This window comes from Aeromicrobium sp. P5_D10, from assembly GCF_054049535.1.
The window spans coordinates 84,159-109,436 of sequence record NZ_JBFUME010000006.1 but is presented as its reverse complement, the minus strand read 5'-3'; the positions used below and the strand labels follow the sequence as shown (position 1 = coordinate 109,436).

At 65.3% G+C, this 25,278-nt stretch carries 20 protein-coding genes; 4 read left to right on the top strand and 16 right to left on the bottom strand.

Annotation, left to right across the window (positions count from 1 at the left end):
• Positions 1–73: 73 nt before the first annotated feature.
• The 3 genes from ACXJKC_RS13055 to ACXJKC_RS13045 all read right to left on the bottom strand — a co-directional run bounded on the left by ACXJKC_RS13055 (position 74) and on the right by ACXJKC_RS13045 (position 2,707).
• Positions 74–592: a hypothetical protein gene (locus ACXJKC_RS13055; RefSeq protein ID WP_456697163.1), complete on the bottom strand. Its 519-nt coding sequence runs from the start codon at positions 590–592 to the stop codon at positions 74–76.
• Positions 593–665: 73 nt separating this feature from the next.
• On the bottom strand, positions 666–2,147 hold the full coding sequence (locus tag ACXJKC_RS13050) for a potassium/proton antiporter (protein WP_456697162.1): 1,482 nt from the start codon (positions 2,145–2,147) through the stop codon (positions 666–668).
• The gene (locus ACXJKC_RS13045) at positions 2,144–2,707 is read right to left on the bottom strand and encodes an SPFH domain-containing protein (protein ID WP_456697161.1); all 564 of its coding nucleotides are present in this window, start codon (positions 2,705–2,707) and stop codon (positions 2,144–2,146) included. The genes ACXJKC_RS13050 and ACXJKC_RS13045 overlap by 4 nt, the downstream gene beginning before the upstream one ends.
• 135 nt (positions 2,708–2,842) lie before the next feature.
• Between ACXJKC_RS13045 and ACXJKC_RS13040 the strand changes: the two genes are divergently transcribed.
• Together ACXJKC_RS13040 and ACXJKC_RS13035 are read left to right on the top strand one after the other, a co-directional pair.
• Positions 2,843–3,814, top strand: coding sequence for a HAMP domain-containing sensor histidine kinase (locus ACXJKC_RS13040; protein WP_456697160.1), 972 nt, complete (start codon positions 2,843–2,845; stop codon positions 3,812–3,814).
• Entirely contained in the window at positions 3,811–4,470 is a 660-nt protein-coding gene (locus tag ACXJKC_RS13035; protein ID WP_456697159.1) for a response regulator, read from the top strand. Before ACXJKC_RS13040 ends, ACXJKC_RS13035 begins: the two co-directional genes overlap by 4 nt.
• Positions 4,471–4,495: 25 nt before the next feature.
• On the opposite strand, the gene ACXJKC_RS13030 is transcribed toward ACXJKC_RS13035, so the two are convergent.
• The 13 genes from ACXJKC_RS13030 to ACXJKC_RS12970 all read right to left on the bottom strand — a co-directional run bounded on the left by ACXJKC_RS13030 (position 4,496) and on the right by ACXJKC_RS12970 (position 23,070).
• Positions 4,496–5,782 (bottom strand): SLC13 family permease, encoded by a 1,287-nt coding sequence (locus tag ACXJKC_RS13030; protein WP_456697158.1) that lies wholly within the window; start codon positions 5,780–5,782, stop codon positions 4,496–4,498.
• 72 nt (positions 5,783–5,854) lie between these two features.
• Positions 5,855–9,283 carry an error-prone DNA polymerase gene (locus ACXJKC_RS13025; RefSeq protein WP_456697157.1) on the bottom strand — a complete coding sequence of 1,143 codons (3,429 nt, stop codon included), beginning with the start codon at positions 9,281–9,283 and terminating at the stop codon, positions 5,855–5,857.
• 98 nt (positions 9,284–9,381) lie between these two features.
• On the bottom strand, positions 9,382–10,887 hold the full coding sequence (locus tag ACXJKC_RS13020; RefSeq protein WP_456697156.1) for a DNA polymerase Y family protein: 1,506 nt from the start codon (positions 10,885–10,887) through the stop codon (positions 9,382–9,384).
• Entirely contained in the window at positions 10,887–11,537 is a 651-nt protein-coding gene (locus tag ACXJKC_RS13015; protein ID WP_456697155.1) for a hypothetical protein, read from the bottom strand. The genes ACXJKC_RS13020 and ACXJKC_RS13015 overlap by 1 nt, the downstream gene beginning before the upstream one ends.
• Before the next feature lie 124 nt (positions 11,538–11,661).
• On the bottom strand, positions 11,662–13,401 hold the full coding sequence (locus ACXJKC_RS13010; protein WP_456697154.1) for a dipeptide ABC transporter ATP-binding protein: 1,740 nt from the start codon (positions 13,399–13,401) through the stop codon (positions 11,662–11,664).
• Positions 13,398–14,369, bottom strand: coding sequence for an ABC transporter permease (locus ACXJKC_RS13005; protein ID WP_456697153.1), 972 nt, complete (start codon positions 14,367–14,369; stop codon positions 13,398–13,400). The genes ACXJKC_RS13010 and ACXJKC_RS13005 overlap by 4 nt, the downstream gene beginning before the upstream one ends.
• Positions 14,362–15,291: an ABC transporter permease gene (locus tag ACXJKC_RS13000; protein WP_456697152.1), complete on the bottom strand. Its 930-nt coding sequence runs from the start codon at positions 15,289–15,291 to the stop codon at positions 14,362–14,364. Before ACXJKC_RS13000 ends, ACXJKC_RS13005 begins: the two co-directional genes overlap by 8 nt.
• A 136-nt stretch (positions 15,292–15,427) precedes the next feature.
• The gene (locus tag ACXJKC_RS12995; protein WP_456697151.1) at positions 15,428–17,083 is read right to left on the bottom strand and encodes a peptide ABC transporter substrate-binding protein; all 1,656 of its coding nucleotides are present in this window, start codon (positions 17,081–17,083) and stop codon (positions 15,428–15,430) included.
• Between the two features lie 253 nt (positions 17,084–17,336).
• Positions 17,337–18,284, bottom strand: coding sequence for an electron transfer flavoprotein subunit alpha/FixB family protein (locus ACXJKC_RS12990; RefSeq protein WP_456697150.1), 948 nt, complete (start codon positions 18,282–18,284; stop codon positions 17,337–17,339).
• A 13-nt stretch (positions 18,285–18,297) separates the two neighbouring features.
• A complete protein-coding gene (locus tag ACXJKC_RS12985) occupies positions 18,298–19,077 on the bottom strand; it encodes an electron transfer flavoprotein subunit beta/FixA family protein (RefSeq protein ID WP_456697149.1) in 780 nt (259 codons plus the stop codon).
• Between the two features lie 208 nt (positions 19,078–19,285).
• Positions 19,286–19,420 carry a hypothetical protein gene (locus tag ACXJKC_RS12980; RefSeq protein WP_456697148.1) on the bottom strand — a complete coding sequence of 45 codons (135 nt, stop codon included), beginning with the start codon at positions 19,418–19,420 and terminating at the stop codon, positions 19,286–19,288.
• Positions 19,421–19,523: 103 nt separating this feature from the next.
• On the bottom strand, positions 19,524–20,222 hold the full coding sequence (locus tag ACXJKC_RS12975; protein WP_456697147.1) for a hypothetical protein: 699 nt from the start codon (positions 20,220–20,222) through the stop codon (positions 19,524–19,526).
• Between the two features lie 37 nt (positions 20,223–20,259).
• Positions 20,260–23,070, bottom strand: a complete 2,811-nt coding sequence (locus ACXJKC_RS12970; protein ID WP_456697146.1) for a hypothetical protein — start codon at positions 23,068–23,070, stop codon at positions 20,260–20,262.
• A 247-nt stretch (positions 23,071–23,317) separates the two neighbouring features.
• Between ACXJKC_RS12970 and ACXJKC_RS12965 the strand changes: the two genes are divergently transcribed.
• Both ACXJKC_RS12965 and ACXJKC_RS12960 read left to right on the top strand, forming a co-directional pair.
• Positions 23,318–24,571: a glycosyltransferase family 4 protein gene (locus ACXJKC_RS12965; protein ID WP_456697145.1), complete on the top strand. Its 1,254-nt coding sequence runs from the start codon at positions 23,318–23,320 to the stop codon at positions 24,569–24,571.
• The gene (locus tag ACXJKC_RS12960; RefSeq protein WP_456697144.1) at positions 24,558–25,271 is read left to right on the top strand and encodes a class I SAM-dependent methyltransferase; all 714 of its coding nucleotides are present in this window, start codon (positions 24,558–24,560) and stop codon (positions 25,269–25,271) included. Before ACXJKC_RS12965 ends, ACXJKC_RS12960 begins: the two co-directional genes overlap by 14 nt.
• Positions 25,272–25,278 lie beyond the last annotated feature (7 nt).

The window sequence follows — 25,278 nt, the reverse complement described above, 5'->3', positions numbered from 1 at the left end:
CACGTGCCGCTGCCCGAGTCGGGCGAGAGGGCCAGCCAGCCACACCCATCGATTGGCGGGCTTTGAGATCACATCAGCGAGTGCACCCGTTGCCATCTGCCTTCGTCAACTCCTCGAAGCTTGCCGCTACGACGTTGACATTCCGGATCTCGTCGGTGTCATCGTCTACGGTCTCCTGGGTCGTGTAGAGCCACTGACCGGGCTTCAAAGTTTTCAGCTCAGCGGCCGAGAACTCGACCGAACGCGTCCCACCTGCGTCGTCCTCGGACTGGAACCCGCGAGCCGAGAAACGGTCGATCGTCGGATCCAGCACCGTCAACGGTTGAATGATGTCCCACTCGTCGCCGGGACTCGCCGGATTGAAGATCGTCTTGCGAGGTAGCACGTCGGCATGCGCCCACTGACCGAGCACCTGTGCTGATCCATCACGATTGTCAGCTCCGTCCACCCGGATGCCGACATTTTCCGGCCCGTCCTTACATCCGAGCACAGCGATGATCAGTTGGCCGTCGACGACCGAAACAGCCGTCCTACCGCTCTCATGAGGAGCGCAACCGGTCAGGAGGAGCGACAGGAGGCCTACTCCAACCATCGCTCGAAGGCTCACTCGGCGATGCTCCCACAGCCACGGGTCAACACCGGGGATGACGTCCGCGCGACGGCGATCAGTCGCTCCACCCGGCCAGACGACCAGCCCTACTCACGGCGCGGAGCCTGTCCTCTGCCGCCTGACGCCCTCGGTCGGACGCCGCCAGGAGGAGGACGTCCTCAGTGCGCAGGATCGTGTGCTGATCCGGCACGAATATCTCCCCCTCGCGCACGATGAGGGTGATCGCCGCATCGCCGGGCAGCCGAAGATCCAAGACGTAGACACCGGCGAGCTTCGAACCCGGCGAGATCGTGAGTTGCAGCAGCGATGCGTCGATCTCTTCCAGCGGTGCCGAGTCGATCGACACGTCGGTGGCCGACTCCGTCTCCCCCACTCCGAGCTTCCTCGCCGCCCAGGGCAATGTCGGCCCCTGGATGATCGTGAACACCACGACCAGGAGGAACACGACATCGAAGATCCGGTGCGCCGATGGCAGTCCCTGCGTGATGGGGATCGTCGCGAGCACGATCGGCACCGCACCGCGCAGGCCGGCCCACGACATGAAGACCTGTTCGCGCCACGGTATCCGGTACGGAGTCGCACAGACCGCGATCGAGAGTGGTCGAGCCACGAACAGCAAGGCACTGCCGACCACGAGCGCCGGAAGCAGCGCGTCGTACAGCCGACTGGGACTCGCCAGCAGGCCCAGCATGATGAACAAGCCGATCTGGGCAATCCAGGCCAGGCCCTCCGCGAAGCCGGCCGTGGCACTTCGGTGTGGCAGTTTGGTGTTGCCCAGCCACATGCCGGCGACGTACACGGCCAGGAACGGGCTGCCACCGGCGATACCCGCCAGGGAGAATGCCAAGAACAAGATCGCGACCGTCGCCAACGGATACAGACCCGCCGACGGCAAGGCGCTGTTTCGCAGCACCCATTGGCCGACCCACGCCACGGCCAGGCCGACGACGGCGCCCACGACGAGCTGTTGCAGCATCAGACCGCCGATCGCGAGCGGCCCAGAACTGTTCCACGCATCAGAGGTGATGACGGTGACCAGGATGATGACCGGCGGATCGTTGAAGCCCGACTCTGCCTCCAGCGTCGCCCGCAGCCGGCGGTTGATCGGCATCTGCCGAAGCACCGAGAACACTGCCGCGGCATCCGTCGACGAGACGACCGCGCCCAACAGCAGCGCAGTGCGGACGTCCACGTCGAGGATCAAGTAGGTCAGCCCGCCGGTGATCGCGACACTGATACCGACGCCGACCGTGGCGAGTACTACCGACATCGCCGCGACGGGGCGAGTGACGTCCCACTGGGTTGTGAAGCCTCCTTCGGCCAGGATCACTGCGAGGGCGACCGACCCCAGGATCATCGCCAGGTCGACATCCTCGAATCCCAGCCCGAGACCCGACTCGCCGATGACCAGCCCGATGGCCAGGTACAGCAGCAGACCCGGCAACCCCGACTTGGTCGCGATGCGTACCGCGACGACGCCGACCAACAACGCGGCCGAAACCGCCAGAATCGTGATGTTGAGGTCTTCGGCGTTCACTCAGCGCCCAGATCGTGACGCAGGCTGTTCATCAGGTCGGCGGTCATCTGGACCTCGATGTCACCAATGACCAGCGAGATCACTTCGACGCCCCATGCCGAGGTGGCGCCCGACACGAGCGATGGCAGATCCGTTTCGAAGCGGTGACGGGCGGCCAACAGATCCGCGAAACGCGTCGAGGTCACTTCGTGCGCGAGGTGGGTCTCCAGTTCGCCGAATGTCTCCGCGATCGGATCCGCGGCGACGATGACCGATCGCACCGGATCCGTCACGTGGCATTGAGCGACCGCACGCAGGTGCAATGCCACCCCGTCCTGCGTCGTGGCAGAGACACCGAGCGGCTGGTGACTCGGCCGCAGTGACACGTCATTCCAGCGTTCGAGTCCGGGCAGCCGCCACACGAGACCCGGACCGGCGACGCGTGCGACCCGACCGAGACGGGTCACGACGATCCGCTGGTGCTCGGGCACGATCCGCATCGACCTGCCGATCAGCGCGACCAGCAACACCAAGCCGACCAGAGCCCACGCTGCGGGGCTGTGCGGAAGTGAATCGGTCATCGGCGGACCCTTTCGTGGGGGTACTTCCACCTTCTCCGGCCAAGGGCGCGAAAACCATCGGTGCCACCACCCATGTTTGACCCGACGCGCCGCCCCACGTGGACAGGCACGGACGTGATGCGTGAGGCTGGCGCTATGACGGCGCTGACCCGGCTCCCGCTGTACTGGCGGATCTGCCTCATCAACGGGCTTGTGTTCGTGATCGGCACGATCGCCCTCGCAGCGTCTCCGGCCACCGTCTCAACCCGGGTCGTGGTGTCGGAGGCGATAGTCCTGACAACCGGACTTCTGGTGATCCTGACCGCGAACGCATTGCTCATCAGATCGACCCTGGCACCCCTCGAACGCCTCACTTCCGTGACCGAGAGTGTCGACCTGCAATCGCCCGGACAACGTCTGAAGACCGAGGGCCGCGGCACGGTCGCCCGCCTGATCGGCAGCTTCAACTCGATGCTCGACCGGCTCGAAGCAGAACGCAGCAGCAGCGATGCCAAAGCGCTCGCCGCCCAGGAGACCGAACGCCATCGCATCGCCCAGGAACTGCATGACGAAGTCGGTCAGGGACTCACCGCGGTCCTCCTCGGACTCAAGCGCGCCGCCGACCGGGCGCCTGACGATATCGCCGAGGAATTGCGGACGGTCGCCGAGATCGCCCGATCGAGTCTCGACGAGGTCCGTGACGTGGCCCGCCGGCTGCGGCCCGGAGTCCTGGACGACCTCGGACTGCTCAGCGCCCTGGCCGCAGCATGCACGGATTTCACCACCCACAGCGGAATCCACGTTCGCCGCGGCTTCGCTCCCGGATTGCCGGCATTGACCACCGACAAGGAACTCGTGGTCTACCGCGTCGCTCAGGAAGCGCTGACCAACGTCGCCCGCCATGCGCGCGCCACGACCGTCACGGTCTCTTTGTCGACACAAGGCGAGGCCGTCGTCCTCCTCGTGGCCGATGACGGCGGTGGGCTCGGGTCTCACCGCGAAGGCACAGGTATCCGCGGTATGCGCGAACGCGCTCTGATGGTCGGCGGCAGCCTCGTCCTGCGCACCCGGGTGGGCGGCGGCACCGAGGTGCGACTCGTCGTTCCGACGGCGGGGATCACGTCATGAAGCACGGCGCTGACATCCGCATCCTGCTCGCCGACGATCATGCCCTGGTGCGCCGTGGCGTGCGCCTGATCCTCGACGGCGAACCCGGGTTGACGGTTGTGGCCGAGGCCGGTGACGGCGCCGAAGCCGTCGAGCTCGTGCGGACCCACGAGATCGACCTGGCGATCCTCGACGTGTCGATGCCGCGGATGACCGGGCTGCAGGCGGCGCGCGAGATATCTCGGCGACGCGACGCCCCGCACATCCTGATGCTGTCGATGCACGACAACGAGCAATACTTCTTCGAGTCACTCAAATGCGGGGCATCGGGGTATGTCCTGAAGTCGGTGGCCGATCAGGATCTCGTCGGTGCGTGCCGCGCGGCGGTGCGCGGCGAGTCATTCCTGTATCCGGGTGTCATGAGCGCGCTCGTACGCAACTACCTCGAGCGCAGCCGCCGCGGCGAGAAGGTCTCGACCAGGGTTCTGACGCCCCGCGAGGACGAAGTGCTCAAGCTCATCGCCGAGGGCACCACGTCACGGGAGATCGCCGACGCGCTCACGATCAGTCTCAAGACCGTCGAACGTCATCGCTCCAACATCCTGGCCAAGCTCGGCATGCGCGACCGTACGGATCTGACCAGATACGCGATTCGCGCCGGCCTGGTCGAGCCCTGATCCCTGTCCGGCAGGTCCTGTCCGGTCAGGCGAGTGCGAAGTAGCGCAGCCAGACGTACAGCCACGCCATGATCAGGGTGTACGCCGTGACGATCAGCCCGTACTTCGTGAAATGCCAGAAGCTGATCGGATGGCCGTGTCGAGCCGCGATACCGATCACGACGACGTTGGCGCCGGCGGCGACAGCCGTCGCATTGCCACTGAAGTCTGCGCCGAGGGCGAACGCCCACCACAGCGATTCCGAACCAGCCCCGCCTGCGTTGACCAGGTCGCCGACTATCGGCGCCATCGCGGCGGTGTAGGGGATGTTGTCGACGAGTGCACCCAGCACCCCGGAGCCGAAGATGAGGCCTGAGGCCGCCAGCAGATTGCGCCCGTCCGCCAGTTCGATCGCCTCACGGCCGAGATCGGCGATCACGCCGGCCTCGACAAGACCGCCGACCAACACGAACAGCGCCATGAAGAAGGCCAGGGTCGGCCACTCGACCTCCTCGAGGAATTGCGCCGGGGTCGCCTGTGAGACCGCGATGATCGCGCCGGCACCCATCAGCGCGATGAGGGACGGTTCGACATGTAACGCCGAGTGCAGCGAGAAGCCGATCATGACCGCGACCAGCACGACCAGACACCGCCAGAGGAGACGGGTATCGGGGATCGAGTCTCGCGGACGCAGATCCATGACGACCTGGGCTCGGTCGGGGTTGTACCGCAGCTGACGGCGGAACATCAGCCAGCTCAGGGCGATGAAGCCGATCATGATCAGTACGACGATCGGCGCCATATGGATCAGGAAGTCGTTGAACGTCAGACCCGACCGGCTCGCGATGATGATGTTGGGCGGATCGCCGATCAACGTCGCGGCTCCGCCGATATTGGACGCGAACACCAAGGTCAGCAGGTACGGAATGGGATCGATGTCGAGTTTGCTGCAGATCATCAGCGCGACCGGGGCGACCAGCAGCACCGTCGTGACGTTGTCGAGGAAGGCCGACGCGACAGCCGTGATGAGGATCAGCAGCACCATGAGCCGGAACGGTCGGCCTTGTGACTTCTGGGCAGCCCAAATCGCGAGGTAGTCGAACAGACCGGTCTGCTTGAGCACTCCGACGATGATCATCATCGCGAACAGCAAGAAGATGACGTTCCAGTCGATACCGGCTTCGGCGGAGTAGAACGCGGTCTCGGTGTCGACGATCCCGACCAGCACCATGGCCACGACGCCACCGATCGCCGCCGTCACGCGATGTACCTTCTCGGTCGCGATGAGGGCGTAGGTGATGGCGAAGATGGCACAGGCGAGGACAGCGGTCACGATTCAACCCTGTCGATTCGAGCCTTTCAGAGATATCCGTGCCACCACCCAGTTTTTCGGGTCCGACTTTCCTCATTGGAAGTCGCGGCCGCGGTGCTTGGCCGGTATCGCACTGGCTGCCTGCGGGTAGACCTCCTCGATGCGCATGAGCTTGTCGGCGACCAGGTTGACGACTCCTTCGGGGCTGCGTTCGAGCATCCCGCGGATGATCATCCCGGCAGCATTGCGGCCCACGACCCGGTAACGCTTCCACAGCGCCTCGGAGCACACGACGTTGAGCATTCCGGTCTCGTCCTCGATGTTGAGGAACGTGACGCCTGCGGCTGTGGCCGGACGTTGTCGGTGGGTGATCAGACCGGCGACCTTGACTCGGCGCTTGGCTTCGGCCACCGCGGTATCGGCGACCGACAAGATCCCTTCGCGAGCCAACAGCGTCCGCAGATGTTCGATCGGGTGGGTGTCGGGTGAGATCCGGGTCGCCCACAGATCGGCCAAGGTGACCTCGACATCGCTCATACCCGGCAACATCGGCGGCGTCGCCTGTACCGAGGTGCCCTCTAGCTGGTCGGCGCTTTCGGCGTAGCCGGCATTCCACAATGCCTGCCGCCGTGACAGGCCGAAGGAGTCGAACGCCCCGGCCGTGGCCAGCGATTCCATCTGCGCGACCGTGAGTCCCGCCCGACGCGAGACATCGGCCATATCGGCATATGGCCGTCGTTCCCGCTCGGCCACGATCCGCTGCGCGACGTCCTTGCCGATGCCCTGCACCTCGTCGAAACCCAGCCGCACCGCGAAGGCAGCGTCTCTCCGGTGCTCGGGCGTCGGATCGGGGGTGTCAGGGACGAACTCGGGTACCGGCGGCTGATCGCGCTCGAGACAGCTGTCGCGCCCCGTTGCTCCCCCGTGGTCGGCATCGATCAGCTCCAGATCCGCCAGCGCACGCGAACGCATGATGTCGGGACGCAGGACTTTGACGCCGTGGCGCCTGGCGTCGGCGGTCAGCGACTGCGGCGAGTAGAAGCCCATCGGCTGATTGCGCAGCAGCGCCGCGAGGAACGCCCCCGGATAGTGCAGTTTGAGCCACGAGCTCGCGTACACCAGCAACGAGAAGCTCAGCGCGTGGCTCTCGGCGAAACCGAAGTTGGCGAATGACTTGATCTTCAGATAGATCGCATCGGACTCCTCAGGGCTCAGACCGTGTCTGGCCATGCCGGCGAACAGTTTGTCCTCCAGCGACTCGATGCGCTCGATGCCGCGCTTGGAACCCATGGCCCGGCGAAGCAGGTCGGCTTCATCGCCGGTGCAGTCGCCGATCGCGATCGCCATCTGCATCAGCTGCTCCTGGAACAGCGGCACCCCCAACGTCCGCTCGAGCACAGGTTCGAGGACGGGGTGCGGATACGTGACGGCCTCCTTGCCGGTCTTGCGTCGGATGTAGGGGTGCACGGCCCCGCCCTGGATCGGTCCGGGACGGATCAGGGCGATCTCGATCGTCAGGTCGTACGCACTACGGGGCTTGAGCCGCGGCAGTGTGCCGATCTGGGCCCGGCTCTCGACCTGGAAGACGCCGATCGAGTCGGCCCGGCACAGCATGTCGTACACCCCGGCCTCCTCCTTGGGGATCTTGTCGAGATCCCAGTGTTCGTCGAGGTGCTCAGCGACTATTCGCATCGTGTGGTCGAGCGCCCCGAGCATGCCGAGCCCCAGGAGGTCGAACTTGACCAATCCCATGAACTCGCACGCGTCCTTGTCCCACTGCAACACTGTGCGTTTGTCCATCCGGCCCCGTTCGATCGGGCACACCTCGCCGATAGGGCGTTCGGTCAGGATCATCCCGCCCGAATGGATGCCCAGATGACGTGGCGCGGTCATCATCTGCCGGGCCAGCCCCACAACCTGATCGGGCACGCCCTGCACGTCGTCAGTGCCGATCGCACCCCAGGCATCGATCTGTTTGGACCAGGCATCCTGCTGGCCGACCGAGTGCCCCAGCGCTTTGGCCGCATCGCGGACCGCCGACCGGGGCCGATAGCTGATGACATTGGCGACCTGTGCAGCGTTGTGCCGGCCGTAGGTGTCATAGACCCACTGGATGACTTCTTCACGCCGGTCGGAGTCGAAGTCGACATCGATGTCGGGCTCTTCCTCGCGGGTCGTGGCCAGAAAGCGTTCGAATGGCAGGTTGAACTTGATCGAGTCGATCGCGGTGATCTTGAGTGCGTAGCAGAGCGCCGAGTTGGCCGATGACCCTCTGCCTTGGCACAGGATGCCTTCTTCGCGGGCGAACTTCACGATGTCGTGGACGATCAGGAAATAGCCCGGAAAGTCCTTCTCCTCGATGACCTTCAGCTCACGCTCGATGCGTTCCCGGGCCGCGGACTCGTTGTGGGCGTACCGCTCGCGGATGCCCTTCTCGGCGAGGTCTCGGAGGTGCTGCATCGCGGTCTTGCCCTCGGGGATTCCCCTCTTGGGCAACTGCGGCGTCGCGGCCCGCAGATCGAAGGCCAGTTCGTCGGCCAAGGGCACCGTGCGCGCGACGGCTCCGGGGTAGCGGCGGAACAACTGCTCCATCTCGGCGCCTGATCGCAGGTGTGCTGCCCCCGTCGCGGGCAGCCAGCCGTCCATGTCGGCCAGACTGCGCCGCGCTCGTACCGCTGCCATCGACGCGGCCAGACGTCCGCCCGACGGTCTGGCGAAGTGGACGTTATTGCTCGCGACCGTCGCCACCCCATGATCGCGGGCCAGGTCGGCCAATGCGTCATTGACGGTGCTGTCGGTCGGAAAGCCATGATCGATCAGCTCGACCCGCACCCCGTCATGGCCGAACAGTGCGGTCAGCCGGTCGAGTTCGGACGCGGCGGCGCTCCGTCCGCCATGTATCAGGGCCTCACGCACATGCCCCTTACGGCAACCGGTCAGGACAACCCAGTGGTCACGCCCTCGCGCCGCCAGCTCGTCGAGGTCGTAAAGAGGCCGCCCCTTCTCGTCGCCGCGTAATTGCCCATCTGTGATCGCGGCGGCCAGACGGTGATAGCCCTCGACACCGCGTGCCAGCACCAGCAGATGATTGCCCTCGGGGTCGGCGACCCCGTTCTGCGGAGTACGCAGACCCAATGACAGTTCGGCGCCGTAGACCGTTTGCAGGGCAAGGCCCTGACCGGCATATTTGGCGGCCTCTTCGGCAAACCGCGGTGCACCGTAGAAGCCGTCGTGGTCGGTGATGGCGATACCGCGCAGACCCAACAGGATCGCCTCTTCGACGAGGGCATCGGGGCCGCTCGCACCGTCGAGGAAACTGAAATGGGTATGGCAATGCAGTTCGGTGTACGGGATCACCGGCCCTTCGGGCGGGCTGATCTCGCGCGGGGCGGTCTTGGGACGTTTACGCGACCACCCAGGAGCGTCCCCGCCGTCGGGCTGTGTTCGACCAGGAGCTGATGGCCGCCCCGAGATGCGCCGCTCGAGCTCAGCCCAGGAAACATCCGGGTTGTTCCACCCCATCTCAGCCCCCACCCCCGCGAGTGGTGCAGATTGGACGTTCTGGGACGGCGTGTCTGGCCAATGCGCACCACTCGCGACCCGGAATGCACCACTCGCGGCTAGTCATACTCCGCTTCCGTCCACCAGTGACCGCCTTCGACGATCATCAAGAAGGCGCTTCCGTCGACGCCGACAACCTGGAAACGAGCGATGCGGCGCGCGGCTGCTTCGTCCCACCACTGCTCGTCGACCGGCCACGGACCGGCCCAGGACGCCACCGGCTGCCAGTCCTGTCCGGCTGCCGCCCTGAATCTGGCAGGTTCCCCCGACACGACTCCGCGGCCGTTGACCCCGATGGGCTGGCCCTCGGCACCCACGACCATGGCCTGTTGCGGCTCCGCATAGATCGTGGCCGGCGCCGGTGGGGGCAGGCTGCCGGGCCATGGGAGCCCCACCGGACGCGCGCCCACCGGTCGTTCGCCCCACGGCGTGAGCAGATGCCGTTGGCCGGGGCCGCGTCCGCCCTGCACCTCCACCTGCACGACCGACTCGTGCCCCACGATGCTCTGCACCCGTGCGACACCGCGTTCGACCCGCTCATCGGGTCCACCGCCGAACAGACTGTCGGCGTGATCGCCCAGCGGTTCGGTGACCTCGGGGATCAGCCGCACCGCATCTACCGGCGCCTTGATCACGCCTTCGACAGACAACTGCCAGCGCAGCCGGTCGACCAGATCGGTCGGTCCGAACCAGCGCGGATGCATCCAGCGCCGCGACGACGCCAACGAGCCATCGGCGTCGACCTCGATCAACACGGTGGTGCACACCAGACCATGACCCGCCAGATCGGTCACGAAGGCCTCGGCGGTCCTGCGCAGGCTGAAGGCAATCGGTTCGACCAGATCAAGTGGCGGTTCCAGCAGCAAGGTCGCATCGAACTCCACCGGAACCTGGCGACGGCTGATGGGACGAGGATCCTGGCCTCGCGCCAGCCGGTGCAACAACGCCCCGTGCGTACCGAACCGGGTGTGGACGTCGGACGGGGGCAGCGAGGCGAAGTCACCCAGCGTCCACAGGCCCATACGGCGCAGCAAGCCGACCAGTTCGGCATCGCCCAGGGTGTCGATCGGCAGATCGCGCAGGAATGGAGCCGACTCCCCCGACGGGACGACGAGACTGTCCTGGGCCAGTGCCCTGCGTGCAGCCTGCTCGGCGGCGAACAGCCCGTCGGCGACTCCGGCCCGTACATCCCACACCCCCAGTTCGACAAGGCGTTCGGCGATGACCGCAGCCGCCTCGGCCTCTCCCCCGTAGAACCTGGACGGCACCGCCAGGGCGCACAGTCCCGGGCGCAGGGGCGCGACTCCGGGGCTGAGTTCCTCGATCGCGGTCAGCACCGTCTCGAAGGCCCGCGCATCGGCATCGGGGTTGTAATCGCGCAGCACGAGTCCGGGCGACCTCGACTGGGCGTCCCTGCGCCGCATGCCACGACGGACGCCTTCGGCCCGCGCCGTCTGCGAACAGGCCAGCACCTGCCCCTTGTCGAGCACTGCCACCGGCACCGAGGGCGACGCCTCGACTGCGACGATCGGCCAGTCAGGTGCCCACAACACCATGGTGCGCATCAGGACACGCTCCGCAGCCGGACGGGGGTTTGGTCGACCCGGCGGATGACCTGGGACGCATCTGGCAACCACAACCGTCCCTGCTGTGCCGGAGCCGTGCCCCGTTGGACCTCGATCGTGACCTGCCGGGCCTGCAGATAACCATGACCGTGGCCGACCCCGACCCATTCGACATCGCGCATCGACACTTGTGCCTCGCTGCGGGGCCAGTCTCCGCAGACAATCAGGATGCCGCCACGCTGTCGCAGTCTGGCGCTGATCCGGCTGACGTCCTTGGCGCTCACATAGGACGGGGCCCTCAGCAGCACGACACCCAGAACGTCGATCAGCGCTGCGGTGACCTCGAGCCAGGCCTCCCCCGGATCAGGAACCAGGATCGTGCGCCGTAGTTCGACCCCCATCGCCGCAGCGGCTTCCAGCCCCAATTCGGCCGTGCCGACGACCGCGCACCAGGCGCCATCTGCCGACGGCCCGGCCATCAGAGCCAGGGCAAGGCTCATGGAACTGGCCGAGTAGCTCGATCCGGCCTGTAATTGCAGCAGTCCGGCGAAGACCGGATGGGTCGCGACCGGCTGAGCGGCCGGCCGACCCTGCATCTTCTGCACCCGTTCGCGCAGTTCAGTCAGGGTCGGCGCAGCAGCAACACTCATTCACCCATGATCGAACATATGTTCGAACGAGTCAATCCGGTCGCGAGTGGTGCAAACCGACCCCCGAGTGGTGCGTCCTGGACAGACACACCGTCTCAAAAAGACCAGTCCGCACCACTCGCGGTTAGGCGCCGAGGGAGATGCTTCCTCCGGGGATGGCGTCGAGCAGACGGCGCGTGTACTCCTCGGACGGATTGTCGAAGACCTGCGAGACCGTCGCGGCCTCGACGACCCTGCCGTTCTGCATGACCAGGACGTCATCGGCGATCTGCCGCACCACCGCGAGATCGTGCGTGATGAACAGATAGCTCAGCCCCAACTGGGCTTGCAGGTCGTTGAGCAGTTCGAGGATCTGCGCCTGGACCAACACGTCGAGCGCCGAGACGGCCTCGTCGCAGATCACGACCTCGGGATCGAGGGCAAGCGCACGTGCGATCGCCACGCGCTGACGCTGACCACCCGAGAGCTCACCCGGATAGCGCGACATCACGGTGGTCGGCAACGAGACCTTGTCGAGCAGATCGCGGACCTTGGCCTCACGTTCCTTCTTGGTGCCGATGTCGTGCGTGCGCAACGGCTCCTCGATCGACTGATAGATCGAGTAGAGCGGATCCAGCGAGGCATACGGATTCTGGAACACCGGCTGCATCTGGCGACGCAGCTTCAACCTCTCGGTGTTCGACTTCAGATCCCGCAGGTTCTTGCCATCGAACTCGACGCTGCCAGAAGTCGGCGGCAGCAGATCGAGGACCATCCGCGCAACGGTCGACTTACCCGAGCCGGACTCCCCCACGATCGCCGTCGTCGTGCCACGACGCAGCCGGAAAGACACATCGTCGACGGCGGCGAAGTCGATCTTCTCCCACGGCTTGGCGCCACGCAGCTTGAAGATCTTGGTGAGGTTCTCCACGACCAGGATGTCGTCACGCCCCTCGCCCAGCGCCTGAGCGCTCTCGGCGATCTCTGCCGCGATCTCGGCTGCCGTCTGCACCGCCTGCGCACGTACCTCGGCACGCGCCTGGACCGATGACAACCGCTGCGAAGCGATCGACGGCGCCTTGGACACCAGCCGCTTGGTGTACGGGTGCTGCGGATCCTGCAGGATCTCCAGCGCGGGACCCGACTCGACGATCTTGCCGCGATACATCACAACCAGGTGATCGGCCCGCTCAGCAGCCAAGCCGAGGTCGTGGGTGATCAACATGACCGCGACCCCGAGAGTGTCGGTCAAGACGTCGAGATGGTCGAGGATCTGCTTTTGCACCGTCACATCGAGCGCCGATGTCGGCTCGTCGGCGATCAGCAGTTTCGGCCTGGCAGCCAGTCCCATCGCGATCAGGGCGCGCTGCCGCATTCCTCCGGAGAATTCATGCGGATACTGGCGGGCACGGGTCTCCGCATCCGGCAGACCGGCCTCCTCCAGAAGCTCGACGACCCGCTTGTCGGCCGCCGCCCCCTTGGCAACGTCATTGGCGACCAGGGCTTCCTTGATCTGGCGCCCGACCTTCCACAAGGGATTGAGGTTCGACATGGGATCTTGCGGCACCAAACCGATGGACGAACCACGCAAAGCCTGGATCTCGTCCTTCTTGGCCTGCGAGATGTCTTTGCCCTCGAACAAGATCTCACCGCCGTTGACATGACCGTTGCCGGGCAACAGCCCGATCACCGCATGGGCCAACGTCGACTTGCCCGAACCGGACTCACCGACGATCGCAATGGTCTGGCCGGGATAGATCGTCAGGCTCGCACCGTCGACAGCGGTCAGGAGCTCCTTGCCGGCGCGGAAGCCGACTTCCAGATCCTTGATCTGAAGCAGAGGTGCAGCGTTCGTAGGATTGTGACCTACAGGATGGGGGCTCACTTCTTCCTCGCCTTCGGATCAAGGGCTTCGCGGACGGCCTCACCCAACAGGACGAAACCGAGCACCGTCACAGCCAACGCCGTGGCCGGAACCCACATCACCACGAGGTGCTGCCCAGAACGCACGAGGTTCTGCGCATCGGACAGGTCATTGCCCCACGAGACCATGGTCTGCGGCAGGCCGATACCCAGGAACGACAGTGCCGACTCCGAAACGATGAACACGCCGAGCATGATCGTGGCGGTCACGATGACCGGCGACAAGGCATTGGGGACGATGTGGCGGCGCAGATTGGTCAGCTTGGACGCACCGATCGCTGTGGCGGCATCGACGAACTCCAGGTTCTTGACCTCCAACACCGCACCACGCATCTGACGTGTGACCTGAGGCCAGGCGAACAGCGCGAGCGCCATCACCACAACCATGACCGCCGCCCAGAAACCACGATCGGGATACAGATTGTTGATCACCGAGATGACCACGATGCAGGCCAGCAGCAGCGGAATCGAGAAGAAGATATCGCTGAGTCGCGAGATGATGGTATCGACCCAGCCGCCGTAGAATCCGGCCACAGCACCGCTCACGATGCCCAGCAGAACCGTGACAACGGTTGCCAGCACACCGACGGCCACCGAAGCCCGTGCACCGTAGACCGTGCGGGCCCAGATGTCGGCTCCCTGGAAGTTGTATCCGAACGGGTGGCCTTCGCCGGCCGGCGCGAACTGCTTGTCGAGCGAGGCCTGGTTGGGGTCGGCGCTCGTGAACAGATTCGGGAAGGCGATCATGACCGCCACCACGAGGATAATCAGCGAGGCGAGCCAGAACAGCGGCGAGCTTCGCAGGCGCTTCCAGGCCTCACGCCACTGGCTTTCGGGAACTGCTTCGACATCGACAGCGTCGATGGCACGCAGCGGGGTCTCATCAAGGGGGGCCACAAAACGTTCTTGGCCCGGACGGGTCTCAGGCATAACGAATCCTCGGGTCGAGAACGGCATACAGCAGGTCGACGATCAGGCTCATGAACACGTAGATCATCACCATGACCGCGACAACTGCCACCGTGACGGGTGCATCTCCGCGGTTGACCGATTGGAAGGCCAAGTTGCCGATGCCCTGGACGTTGAAAATGCCCTCAGTGATGATGGCACCGGCCATCAGCGATCCGAGGTTGATGCCGATATAGGTCACGACCGGGACGAGCGAGTTGCGCAGCACGTGATTGCGGATCACCAATCCCTCCGACAGGCCCTTGGCTCGGGCAGTGCGCACATGGTCGGCGGTCAGGTTGTTGGCCACGGCAGTTCGGGTCAACCGGGTCGTGGTCGCGATATTGGCGATCGCCAGCACGAATGCCGGCAAGATCAGCTTGCCGATCGTCCAGTCACCACCGACAGTCGGCGGGAAGACATCGAACTTGACGCCGAAGAGGAACTGCAGCACGAAGCCGACCACGAAGATCGGAATCGACAGCAAGATCAGCGAGAGAACCAGTGTCACCGAGTCGAACACGCCATTGCGGCGCAGTCCGGCGATCGTGCCGACGACGATGCCGATGACCGCATCCATCGCCAAGGCCATGAGCGCCAGGGTCGCTGTGACGGGCAGGGCGTTCTTGATCTTCTCGAAAACCGGCTGTCCGTCGAGGCCGACGAAATCAGGATTGAACGTGATGACGTCCTTGAGGAAGTGCAGCCACTGCACCAGGAAGAAATCATTGAGGTGGTACTGGTCGCGGATGGCCTGCCGGACCTCGTCTGAAATCGGCTTGTTGCCGATCAGACCGTTGATGGGATCACCTGGGCGCAGGAACACCAGCGCGTAGATGATCAGCGTCGCCCCGAGAAATACCGGGATGGTTTGGAGCAGCCGCTTGGCGACATACCACCACACGAGGCCTCCTAGATGTCAGAAGTTGGAGCCGGCGCACTGCCCTTGGTCCAAAGGCCATAGTGCACCGAGATCGGACGCGGCGCACGGGGGCAGCCCCTGGTGAGAGCTGCCCCCGTGACCGATGTTGCCGGTCGAACTACTTCGTCAGAGCGTAGTAGTCGGGCTTCTGCTTCCAGTTGAACACGAAGTCCTTGAGGTCAGTCGTGGTCACTGCCGTGGCGTTCTGGTACCACAGCGGGAGGGCCGGAAGGTCGGCGAGAAGGATCGACTGGGCCTCGGTGATCAGCTTGTAGCGGTCATCGCCCTGTGCGGACGCGGCCTGGCTGATCAGCTTGTCGAACTCCTTGTTGCTGTAGTCACCGTCGTTGGATCCGGCGCCCGTGGCGTAGATCGGTCCGAGGTAGTTGAGCATCGACGGGTAATCCGCCTGCCAACCGGTACGGAACGGCGACTTGATGCTGCGGTCGGTGACGACCGTACGCAGCTCATCGAAGGTCGGGTAGGCCTTGGGTGCGGCCTCGATACCCAGCGTGTTCTTGATCTGGTTGGCCATCGCCTCGGAGAACTCCTTGTTGCCTGCTCCGTCGTTGTTGTAGGCGAGTTCGAACTTGCCGCTCCACTTGCTGATCTTGTCGGCCTCGGCCCACTTGGCCTTGGCCTCTTCAGCGTTGAACTCGAGCACCTCGTTGCCGGGCACGTCCTTGGTCCAGCCATCGAGCACCGGCGACGTGAAGTCGCTGGCGGGCGTACGCGTGTTGTTGAAGATCTTCTCGGTGATCTCGGCACGGTTGGTCGCCATGGAGATGGCCGCACGACGCAGCTTGCCCTCTTCGTCATTGCCGAAGTGGTCGAGACGCTCGGGGATCGTGAACGAGGAGAAGTTCGAGCCCGGCTCGTTGAACGCCTTGACCGACGAATCGGTCTCGAACGTCGTCAGAGCGCTCGGCGGAACCTGGTCGAGCACATCGAGGTTACCGGCCTGGACATCGGTGTAGGCGGCATCGGTCGAGTTGTAGAACTTGAAGACCAGTCCACCGTTCTTCGGCTTGTGGATTCCGTCATAGTCCGGGTTGGGCTCCAGCGAGATCTGCTTGTTCTTCTCCCAGCCGCTCTTGGTCAACTTGTAGGGACCATTGCCGATCGGGGCGTTGCCGTATTCCTTGGTGATCTTGCCATCGGAACCATAGGCGACATCAGGAACCGGGAAGTACGCCGAGTAACCAAGACGCAACGGGAAGTCGGACTCCGGCTCCTTCAGCGTGATGGTGAACGAGCTGTCGTCGACAACCTTGAGGCCGGAAACGGTCTCGGCGCCCTCTTCGGTGTTACCGACGTCGTCGGTTCCCGCGATCGGGTAGAAGAAGTAGTTGTTGAGCTGCTTGTTGGCGGGGTTCGCACCGTAGTTCCACGCCTTGACGAAGGAATCGGCCGTGACAGCCGAACCGTCGGTGAACTTCTTGCCGCTCTTGAGCTTGACGGTCCAGACTGTGCTGTCCTCGTTGGGCTCGATCGACTCCGCGACGTCGTTGCTCACCGATCCATCGGTGTTGTACGCGACAAGTCCGGAGAAGAGGTTGTCGAGGGGATCGCCACCGCCGACCTCATTCGTCGCGGTCGGGATCAGCGGGTTCTGAGGGTTCGTGCCGTAGACCGAGATGACTGCATCGGTCGCTTCGCCTCCGCCACCCTCACTCTTCTTGTCGTCGCTGCCACCACCACAAGCAGCCAGCACCAGGCTGCCTGCCGCGATCAACGCCACACTCGCGAGGCGAGTACGCCGAGAGAGTCGCATGGATTCCTCCTGTATTTGTCCGGTGCACGCTGACGCGCGCTTCTCATAACTATCACTGTGATGTCCCACCCGGACAGCGCATTCGGGCTGCTTAACCACATTGTCATCAAACCTCAAGGTGACAATCTGATGACTTTGTCAATAGGCAGAATGAGTCATTCGTCACGTGTGCCGAACTATGCCCTGTTATCCGTACAAGAACACCTGGCCGACCCSCACAATGTGCGGGCCGGCCAGGTGTCAGTTGTCGAGATCAGCTCTTGCGCTTGGCGACTTCTTCGGTCGCCTGCGGAAGAACTGCCTTGAGGTCTCCCACGACGCCGAAATCGACGAGTTCGAAGATCGGCGCCTCGTCGTCCTTGTTGACCGCGACGATCGTCTTGGACGTCTGCATGCCGGCGCGGTGCTGGATCGCACCTGAGATGCCGTTCGCGACGTACAGCTGCGGTGAGACCGTCTTGCCGGTCTGCCCGACCTGGAACGAGTGCGGGTACCAACCCGAGTCGACTGCGGCCCGCGAAGCGCCTACGGCAGCCCCGAGGCTGTCGGCGAATGCCTCGACCTGGGAGAAGTCGCCCGAGGTGCCACGCCCGCCTGAGACCACGATCGCGGCCTCGGTCAGTTCGGGACGGCCCGAAGCGGCCTTCTCCTTGGACGAGGTGATCTTGGCGCCCTTGGCAGCGTCGGAGATCGTGACGGAAACCGCCTCGACCGCTCCTGCACCGGCGACGGCCTCGGGAGCTGCCGAGTTGGGCTTGACGGCGATGACCGGCGCACCCTTGGTGACGGCGGCCTGGACCGTGAAGTTGCCGGCGAAGACCGACTGCGTCGTGGTGATGGATCCGCCATCGGCCTGGACGTCGACCGCGTCGGTGATCAGACCCGACTCGGACTTGAGCGCGACGCGAGCGGCGATCTCCTTGCCCTCGGTCGAGGATCCGACCAGCACGGCGGCCGGCGACTTGTCGGCGACGAGCTGGGCGAGGGCCTCGGCCTTGGGGCCGACGAGGAATCCCTCGTATGCGGCATCGTCGAGCGTGTAGATCTTCTCTGCGCCGTACTCGGCGAGAACGCCGTTGTCGGCTGCGCCGAAGACGACTGCGGACGGCTCGCCGATGCGGCGGGCGATCGTGAGCAGTTCGAGCGAGGGCTTGGTGACCTTGCCGTCGGGGGCGTCGATCAGTACGAGAACTTCAGTCATATTCAGTGCCCTCTCAGACGAACTTCTTGGAGGCGAGGAACTCGACGAGCTTGACGCCGCCGTCTCCCTCATCGGTCACGATCTCGCCGGCCGTGCGCGGCGGGCGAGGCGTGAAGGACTCGACCTTGGTCCATGCGTTGTCGCCACCGACAGCAGCGGCGTCGATGCCGAGGTCGGAAAGCGTCCACTCCTGGACGTCCTTCTTCTTGGCGGCCATGATGCCCTTGAACGAGGGGTAACGGGCCTCACCGGTCTGATCGGTGACCGACAGCACGAGCTTGCCCGTGGCCTCGATCTCCTGCGTCGCGACATCGCCGTCACGCACGATCTTGACCGTGTCACCGTCGACCGTGATCTCGTTGGCGAATGTGACGGCCGGCAGACCCAGGCGCTCGGCGACGAGGGTCGGGACGACACCCATGCCGGCATCGGTCGATGCCATACCGAACACGACGAGGTCGTACTCGAGCTTCTCCAGGGCCTTGGCGAGGATCAGCGAGGTCGCGAAGGCGTCGGATCCGTGGATCGCATCGTCCTGCACGTGCACACCGGCGTCGGCGCCCATCTGCAGGGCCTTGCGGACCGCATCGGAGGCCTGCTCGGGTCCGACGGTCAGGACCGTGACGTCTCCATCGCCGGCCTCGACGATCTGGAGCGCCTGTTCCACCGCGTACTCGTCGAGCTCTGAAAGCAGACCGTCAACGCCAACACGATCGACGGTGTTATCGGCGCTGAAGGTCCGGTCAGCCGTGGCATCCGGGACGTACTTCACAGCGACAACGATTTTGGTCACGAGGACCCTCCTGTGAATCTGGGACACGACGACCAAGCGGACGCCGCGGCAGTCGGGGGACTGTGCAGGAGCCACTTTCCCACGCCGAGTGCAGGCTTGGTTAGGTGGCCCTACTTCACCTGAATGTTACCTACGCGTAGCAAGCACGGCGAGCTGTTGTGGGCATGGGTTAGGTCACACCGGCCCGGTTTCTCTCTGGCGTACCCGGCTACTTGCGGGGCAGAACCAGGTCCATCGCAGGCTTGTCGACCAAGGCAGCCGCCCGATCGATGCTGATCAGGACGACTGACCCGATGACCGTCACGAATGTCATGGCCAGGGCGATGGTGACGAGGAGGAACATGTCAGGTCCGTTCGAGTTGCAGGTGGAGCCGGTCACCTATGAAGACTCCCCAGACATGACTTCATGACGCGCAAACGCCGATCATTCGCAAACTGTCGTCTTGTCAGTCGTCGTCGAACCGGGCCCGCAGGAAGGACTGCACGAATATCCCGACCAGTAGGTAGCCGATCGATCCGGCTCCCCACGCCACCAGCGACTCCTTGTTACGGGCGTTGGCCCCGGTGAACGAGAAGACGTCACGCAGCGGTCCCACCAAGACATCGCATATCGACGACGTGAGGTCGTAGGCCGAGTTGCCCTCCGTGGCACCCAGCGCGACGAGCAATGCGCCGAGCGCCAGGATGACCGAACAGACCAGCCCGACAGCGCCGAGCAGTCCGGCCAGGAACAGTCCGAAGCGCTTGCCGCCGCGCCCCGATGTCTTGGCGTCCCGCTCCCCCGCGATGACTCGGGCCTCCTGTTTGGCCTGGACCCGCTCGGCCTTGGCCTGACGCCGTCTGTCGGCCCGGTCGAGCTTGGGCTCACGCGGAGGCTCGACGATGTGGTCGTCGTCGACCTCACGCCGGGACGTCTTGCCCCGCCGTGCCGGTCGATCGTCCGCCAGCCGCGCTTCGGCCTTGGCCCGTGCCTGCTCGTCGCGAGCGCGCCGACGTTCCGATCGGGCACTCTGCTTGGCCTGCTGCTTCGCTTCGGCCTCGGCCGTCCGTTGCTGCTTCGCGGCGTCTTTGGCGGCCTGCCGTTCCTGACGGGCCGCCGCCTTGAGGCCTCGGGGATCCGGCTCGACCCCAGCCGCCTCGGCCACGGTGACGGGTTCGGGTTCTACTGCCGGAGCAGGTGCCTCACTTGCGTCGCACGACTCTTTTTTTGATCTTGGGGGCGAGTGCCTCGGAGTCGTCGTTCACCTCCGCAGGCTGTCTGTCTTCGTACTGTGCCGTGGACGCTGACGTCGTACTGGCGAAGTCGTCGACGTACTCGTCGATGAGCGGGGCCGGAGCGGCCAACGGCGTCGACGCCGACGCGTGATTGGCCATCACGATGTGCTCTTGGGCAACCCGCTCGGCTTCGGCCTCGGCTGCCGCGACCCACTCGAGAGCAGTTCGCTCGGCCTCCTGCAGCTTCTCCTCGGCTGCCGAACGGGCAGCCGCGACGGCCTGGCTGAGTCGTTCTTGGGCATCGCGCTTCGACTGCAGGGTGACCCGTTCGGCCTCGGCCTGAGCGGCCATGATGCGCTCACGCGCATCCTCCTGCGACTTTTCGGCGACTCGCTGCGCCTCGGTCTGCGCTGCGGCGATGCGCTGGGCCGCATCCGTCTCGGCCTGGGCGACCTTGCGCTCGGCATCGATCCGCGCAGCTTCGACGTCGCTGGCGAGCTTTCGCTCCGCCTCGGCGCGGGCCTCCGAGGCGATCCGGGCGGATTCAGCGGCATCCGCGGCCACCCGCTCGGCCTCGGCCTGTGCCGCACGGATCTTCTCGGCCGACACCCGCTCGGCCTCGGCCAGTTTGGCGGCGGCCTCGGCACGTTCTGCCTCGGCCTCCTTGGCCAGCTTCTCGGCCTCTTGGTTGGCGCGGTCGACGAGTGCCTTGGCATCATCGCGTTCATGGGCCAGCTGCGCGGCAGCTTCTTCATGCCGTCGTGCCGCTTCCTCGGCCAGACGATCTGCCTGGACCTTGGCGGCGACGAGCTTCTCCTCGGCGGCGCGTTCGGCATCGGCGACCCGCACCGCGATCGCGACACGTTCCGCGGCAGTCTCCTGCGCGTACTTCTCGGCCTCGGCCTTGGCCGCGGCGACATGGCTCGCGGCCGATGTCTCGGCTTCGGCAACGGTACGTTCGGCCTCGGCCTTGACCTCGGCCAGACGCGCGTCTGCTTCTTCGCGCTCCTTGGCCAGCTGGACCAAGGCAGCTTCGCGATCGGACGCGGCCTGGGTCGCGACCCTTTCGGCCTCGGCTTTGGCAGCCGCGATGTGACCGGCCGACGCCTTCTCGGCTTCGGCGACGGTGCGCTCGGCCTCTGCCTTGACCTCGGCCAGACGTGCATCGGCTTCTTCGCGTTCCTTGGCCAACTGCGCCAGGGCAGCCTCGCGCCCCTTCGCGGCTTGCGCCGCGACCTGTTCGGCCTCCGCCCGGGCAGCTTCGATCCGGCGCTGGGCATCTTGTTCGGCGGCTTCGAGTCGACGCTGGGCGGCTTCCTCCGCGGCCTTCTCGGCTTCGGCGAGTCGTCGCTCGGCGGTGACCTTGGCCTCGACCTCGGCCTCTTCGGCGAGTCGTTTGGCCTCGGCCTCGGCTTCGGCGATGCGCTGCTGCGCTTCCTGCTCGGCTTTGGCCTTCGCCGCGGCCACACGTTCATCCGCGGCCTTCTGCAACTCGGCGATCTTGGCGGCGGCGGCTTCGCGCTCACGTTCGATGTCAGCCGAGACCCGGTCGGCTTCCTGCTGGGCGGCACTGACCCGTTCTGCCGCGGCCTGCTCGGCGGCCTTGAGCTTGGCGGCGGCGACCTCGCGCTGGGCAGCCTCGTCGGCACTCAGCCTGGCGGTGGCCTCGGCACGTTCGCGGGCGGCTTCCTCCATCAGGCGAGCGGCCTCGGCGCGTGCGGCTGCCACTCGCTGCTGGGCAGCAGCGCTGGCTGCCGCCAACTTCTCGGCGAAAGTCACCGGCGGGACGGGCGCGGTCGGCGATTCGAAGGTCGGGACGTCCGGCGTTTTCGCGACGGCCTCGGGCTCCGGCTCAGGTTCTGCCTCGGACTCTGCGACCGGCTCTTCGACCTCGGCGGTCTCGGGCTCGGACTTGCTCTCCGGTTCGGGCTCGGGTTCCTTCTCGGCCTCTTTCTCAGGCGTGGGTTCTGCCTCTGCGACCGGCTCGTCGATCGCGTCGGGCTTCTCGTCAGGCTCGATGACCGCTTCAGGCTCTTTTGCGGGCTCGGTCTCGGGCTCCGGCTCGGCAGCTTTGTCCGGCTCGGGCTCGACATCCTCGGCCGAGAACTCGGCGGCTGTGGGCGGTCCCCCGAATCGGGAGAACGGCGACGCAGCGGGAGTGACAGTCGACTGATCCGACAATGCCTCCTCGACGGCATCCTGCTCGGGTGTCGGTCGGCTCTCGGGCTCTGCGAGCGTCTCGACCGGCGACTGTCCGCGAATCGGGTCGAACGTCTGGGTGTCGTCGAGTTGGAGCTCGGGTCCGGTCTCTGGTTCGGTCGCGGGGTCGGGCTCCGGCTCGCGGCGATCGGGAGGTGTGGCTACGGCTTCGCGCGCTGCGTCGAGCTTCTCGGCCAAGGTCTTCTCCGCGGGCGCGGCCTCGGCTGTCTGGGAATCGTCGCTACGCGTATCGCGACGCCTCGAGGTCGCTCTGGCGGCCAGACGATCGGCCTTGCGCTTTTCTGCTGCGGCCTGACGCAAGGCACGGGCGGCAGCCCTGCGTGCACGCGGGCTGTCATCGTGAGAATCGGTATCAGCAGCCGTACCCGCGGAGTCGTCGATGCTTGCAGCGGCACGGTCGAGGGCGTCTCCGGCGCCTGCGTGGGGAGTGCTGCTCGCTGGGGATCTGACTGGTTGGGGGGCACCTGTCCCCTCGGTCTGCGCGAGCATGTCGGCAGCGATCTGCAATGGATCGGCCCTGCGACGCTCGACCGGCTGGTTGGACTCTGAGTCGGTCATGACTCCCTTTCATGTACGCACTGACGGCACGTGAGGTTCAGTATGCCTCATCAGACTCATCTGTCACGCTGGTTTCGGTGCGTCGTGAGCGCCTGTCAAGCAGACCCAAGACACCACAACACATCAAAGTTCTCAACGACTGACTACGCCTGAGGTTCCGCGTGAACCCCTGTCCACTACCGCTGGTGCGGCAGTTGTCGGGACGCGGCATGATGGACCTCTACTGACGAGTAACCAAGGAGGCCGGGTGCGGATCGCATTGCTGTCGTACCGAAGCAAGGAGCATTGCGGTGGCCAGGGTGTCTACGTCCGCTACCTGAGCCAAGGTCTGGCCGAGCTCGGCCATGACGTCGAGGTCTTCTCCGGACAGCCTTATCCCGAGGATCTCGACCCTCGGGTCAAGCTGACCAAGGTCCCCTCACTCGACCTGTATCGCGAGCCCGATCCATTCCGCACCCCCAAACTTCGCGAGTTCCGTGGCTTGACCGATGTGCTGGAGTACCTGGTCATGATCACGGGGGGATTCCCCGAACCGTTGACGTTCAGTCTGCGCGCCAATCGGCTGCTCAAACGTCGAGCCGGCGACTTCGACGTCGTCCACGACAACCAGACATTGGGCTACGGCCTGCTGCCGATCAAACGCCGTCGGACTCCCCTGGTCGCCACCGTCCACCATCCCATCAGCCGTGACCGGTCGGTCGACCTCGCCGCGGCGACCTCGTGGCGACGCAAGCTTTCGCTCCTGCGCTGGTACGGCTTCGTGCCGATGCAGGCACGGGTCGCGCGGCGCATGCCGCTGGTCCTCGCGGTAGCCGGAGCTTCGGCAGCTGATTCGGTGGCCGACTTCGAACTCGACCCCGACCGGATGCGGGTCGTTCCCCTGGGAGTCGACACCGAGGTCTTCGCTCCGGCAGACGACCGGGTGCCCGGCCGCATCGTGGCGATCGCCAGTGCCGACCGCCCCTTGAAGGGCGTCGTGCATCTGCTGGAAGCAGTTGCCAAGCTGCGCACCGAGCACGATGTCGAACTTCAACTCGTGTCGAATCTCGAGGCCGGCGGACCGACCGAGCGACGCATCGCCGAACTCGGTCTCGGCGATGTCGTGCATGTCGTCAACGGCATCAGCGACGAGGCGCTCGCGGCCCTGCTGGCATCGGCCGAGATCATGTGCGTGCCCTCGCTCTATGAAGGCTTCTCCTTGCCGACAGTCGAGGCGATGTCGTGCGGCACACCCGTCGTGGCGAGCCGTGCAGGAGCCCTGCCCGAAGTCGTGGGCGAAGATGGCCGATGCGCGATCCTGGTCGAGCCGGGCGACGCCGAGGCCCTGGCGGCCGCCGTGCGTGAGCTGCTCGAATCGCCCGAGAAACGTGCGCGCCTCGGGGCCGCCGGACGCCAGCGTGCACTCCAGCGCTTCAGCTGGAAATCGGTCGCCGAGGCCACGACCGCCGTCTATTCAGAAGCCATAGCCCGGACCCAGAGGAATCACGATGCTGACCGTTGACTTCGATCGCCTCCGGGTAGGTCGCCGCACCCGTTTCATCGACGTCGGGGCAGGCGCCGGCCGCCATTCATATGAGGCGCTGCGGCGCGGTGCCGACGTCATCGCCTACGACATGGACGAGATCGAGCTCAAAGGCGTCGACGACATGTTCGGCGCGATGCAGGAAGTCGGCGAGGTCCCGCCAGGCGGAACCGCCAGCGTCCAGGTCGGCGACATCGGCGACATGCCGTACGCCGACGGTGCCTTCGACGTCGTTCTGGCATCGGAGATCCTCGAGCACGTGCCCGCGATCGAGCAAGCCATTGCCGAGCTCGTCCGCATCACGGCTCCCGGCGGAATCCTGGCGATCACGGTGCCGCGCTGGCTGCCCGAACGGATCTGCTGGGCACTGTCGGACGAGTATCACGCCAACGAGGGCGGACACATCCGTATCTTCAAGGCCGACGCTCTCCAGGCACAGGTCGAGGCCCACGGGCTCACCATGACGCACCGCGATCACGCACATGCCTTGCACTCGCCGTTCTGGTGGCTCAAGTGCGCGGTCGGCGTCAACCGCGATCAGCATCCACTCGTGCGGACGTATCACAAGCTCCTGGTCTGGGACATGATGAAAGCCCCTGCCGCCACTCGCCTGACTGAACGCGCGCTCAACCCCCTCATCGGCAAGAGCGTCGCCCTCTACTTCGCCAAGCCGTTCTGACCATGCA